3 protein-coding genes are annotated in these 3,002 nt (G+C 40.5%); all 3 read left to right on the top strand.

Annotation, left to right across the window (positions count from 1 at the left end; all coding sequences use genetic code 11):
• Positions 1 to 237: 237 nt before the first annotated feature.
• The 3 genes from N518_RS0115015 to N518_RS0115005 all read left to right on the top strand — a co-directional run bounded on the left by N518_RS0115015 (position 238) and on the right by N518_RS0115005 (position 2,868).
• Complete coding sequence (locus N518_RS0115015) at positions 238 to 930, top strand: TIGR04219 family outer membrane beta-barrel protein (protein WP_005023885.1); 693 nt, start codon at positions 238 to 240, stop codon at positions 928 to 930.
• A gap of 72 nt (positions 931 to 1,002) precedes the next feature.
• Positions 1,003 to 2,088, top strand: coding sequence for a zinc-binding metallopeptidase family protein (locus N518_RS0115010; RefSeq protein WP_005023883.1), 1,086 nt, complete (start codon positions 1,003 to 1,005; stop codon positions 2,086 to 2,088).
• 234 nt (positions 2,089 to 2,322) lie between these two features.
• On the top strand, positions 2,323 to 2,868 hold the full coding sequence (locus N518_RS0115005; protein ID WP_005023879.1) for a type 1 glutamine amidotransferase domain-containing protein: 546 nt from the start codon (positions 2,323 to 2,325) through the stop codon (positions 2,866 to 2,868).
• Positions 2,869 to 3,002 lie beyond the last annotated feature (134 nt).

Genomic DNA, 3,002 nt, shown 5'->3' with positions numbered 1-3,002 from the left:
TGACATTATTTCAATGAGTTATCTATTTTTGTCGTGTACAGAGAAAAATCTTATTAAAAATTTTCTGTTTTATCCAATATAACCCAATATTTTTCTCTTGCTGACTCTACATTTAAATATAAGTCATCAAATAAAGTTTGCTATATGATGCGCTCTATTACCCGTAGAAATAGTAAAAAAACACTTTTTACTGCTCCGGTTTTTAATTTGCTTTTTCATCATTATAAAAGGGACCTTATGAAGTTTTTTCAATATTCAGGTATTGCATTAATGGTCAGCCTAGCCCAGCTTAGCCATGCAGATATCATTGGTGCAAAAGCCGGTATAGATTACTGGTTCTATGATGGCCAGCTCAACCGCAACCAACAGAACCTTAATGATCAGGACCTTGACCAAAAAGGTAGCCCTCAGCTGTCGCTTTCTATTGAACATCCTGTACCGTTGATACCGAATGCCAAACTTAAATATGTTAATTTAAACAGTCAGACAGAAAATGAGCTTGCCGGTGTACCATTACATGAAGTAGATCTAGATCAGACTGATGCTATTTTATATTACGAGATACTCGACAATATTATCAGTGCTGATGTCGGTGTGGGAGCACGTTTTCTTGATGGTAAAATTTCTTCTGTAGGGCTAAATACCCTCGACATTGATGAGACCTACCCGGTACTTTATGGTCTGGTGCAGGCCAAACTTCCCTTTACTGGTCTAAGTGCTCAGGCAGAAGGTATTTATACTAACGTTAATGATGCCAAAATAACTGATCTACAAGCTGAAATAAAATATAACGTAATTGACAGTCTGCTCGTTGATTTAGGTGCAAAAGTTGGCTACCGTAGTTTGAGTATCGACCTGGATGACTATGAAGATAATGATCTGAAATTCGAGTTCAAAGGTCCATATCTAGGATTAGAAGCACATTTTTAACAAGAACATCCAGACGGCCAGCCAATAAAACTTCATTACTGGTTGTCATCACCTATGCATACTGAGTAAGCAATGAAAATCTTCTATTGCCAACAATGCCAGAACCAAGTTTTCTTTAATAATATCTACTGCGAAAAGTGCCAAGCCGCTCTAGGCTATATTGTCGAAAAGAAAATAATGGGTACTTTCAAGCCAGTTAATGACCAGCTTTGGCAACATGTGGATCCCAAGGACTCCAAGCCGGACTATAAACCCTGTTATAACTACGTTCACCACCAGGTCTGCAACTGGATGATTCCGGTAGATGACCCGAATATGTATTGTCCTTCGTGTCAGTTAACCCATAAGATTCCGGATCTATCCATTCCCGAAAATAAACAGTATTGGGGAGCATTAGAACAGGCCAAACGCAGATTTTTATATCTAACCCAGCAGATGAATATCTTGCCGCGTCCGAAAACAGATGATCATGACCGTTATGGCCTGCGTTTCAATTTCCTGATGCCCCTTCCGCATGAGTCTGTGATGACTGGCCATGCTGATGGTGTGATTACCTTAAATGCTTCAGAAGCGGATGTAGTGCATCGTGAACGGACACGGCTTAACATGGGTGAAAATTATCGCACCCTGCTCGGCCATTTCCGTCACGAAAGCGGCCATTATTATTTTGATCTGCTGACCCATACTTATCCGGAATGGCTGGAAGAATTTCGCCAGCTGTTTGGTGATGAAAGACAGGACTACGCTAAGGCCTTAGAGCATCATTATGAACAGGGCGCACCAGAGAACTGGAGTGAGAGCTATATTAGCCAATATGCCTCTGCACATCCTTGGGAAGATTGGGCGGAAACCTGGGCGCATTACCTACATATGATGGATACGCTCGATACCGCATATCATGCAGGTCTAAGGTTAGAGCCTAACCGTCCATCTGACCCTGCCATGAAGTTTAAAGAATCTCCTATTGGCTCACAGGACTTTGAACAGACCCTGATTAACTGGTTTGCTTTGAGCTATAGCTTAAATGCACTTAATCGCAGTATGGGGCTTGAAGACGCTTATCCGTTTACCTTATCCGATACAGTATTGGATAAACTCCGTTTCATACATAATGGATTACTCAAAGTAGCATTACAGCCAGAAGTACGGGAAGCCTGAATCACTGAAATTGACAATGATTATTACTTAAATTAGACAGTTTAATGCTGAATAAAACACAGTATTTAAAAAGCCCTGCTTTTAGTAGGGCTTTTTAAATGAGTCGTAAAAATGAATGTAAATAAATTTGAAACTGTATCTGTTTTATACAAAGCTGCTTAAGAACTGCTATAGGGGGTTCTATAAAACTCGACTAATCTAAAGAAATATAAAACCAGTAAGGAGTTCAGAAACATGGCAAAAAAAGCATTAATTATTACTTCAAATGCCGGTGTAGAACATGACGAGCTGATTAAACCGCTTGAATTTTTGAAGAGTAAAGGCATTGAAGCAATTCATGCTGCCGAAAAAAATGAAGAAGTACAGACCATGAAAGGTGATAAAGAACCTGGACCAGCCTACACACCTGATAGTACTTTTGAAAAGGTCGATCCGATCGATTATGACATTCTGATTGTACCAGGCGGTACGGTAAATGCTGACACCCTGCGCATTAATGAACAGGTGCAACAACTCATTCAGCATTTTACAGATAACGGTAAACCCATTGCCATGATCTGTCATGCACCTTGGACATTAATTAATGCCGGGCGAATTGAAGGTAAAACCGTTACTGGTTATCAAAGCCTGGAACTGGACCTGAAAAATGCAGGTGGATTATGGAAAGATGAAGCGGTGGCCTATTGCAAGGCCCACGGGTGGATTTTAATTACTTCACGTAATCCAGGAGACCTGCCTGAATTTAATGAAGCAATTTTAAAAGAACTAGAAGCCGCTTAAACCGGGCTATCAGCCATTGCCAGCATCGCGATGGCTAATTCCCCTTCTATTTCAAAATCAAAGCATAAAAAAGCCCCCTCGATGAGGGGGCTTTTTTAGAATAATGAGCTGGCGATGACTTACTCTCACATGGG

Origin of the sequence: Acinetobacter sp. UNC436CL71CviS28 (genome assembly GCF_000620525.1) — a bacterium.
Classification (GTDB): domain Bacteria; phylum Pseudomonadota; class Gammaproteobacteria; order Pseudomonadales; family Moraxellaceae; genus Acinetobacter; species Acinetobacter radioresistens.
This window is presented reverse-complemented; position numbering and strand designations above follow the sequence as displayed.

What these genes read in the sequence shown, in the direction of transcription:
- N518_RS0115015 (WP_005023885.1), top strand. Translation starts at nt 238, where the DNA reads ATGAAGTTTTTTCAATATTCAGGTATTGCATTAATGGTCAGCCTAGCC.
- N518_RS0115010 (WP_005023883.1), top strand. Translation starts at nt 1,003, where the DNA reads ATGAAAATCTTCTATTGCCAACAATGCCAGAACCAAGTTTTCTTTAAT.
- N518_RS0115005 (WP_005023879.1), top strand. Translation starts at nt 2,323, where the DNA reads ATGGCAAAAAAAGCATTAATTATTACTTCAAATGCCGGTGTAGAACAT.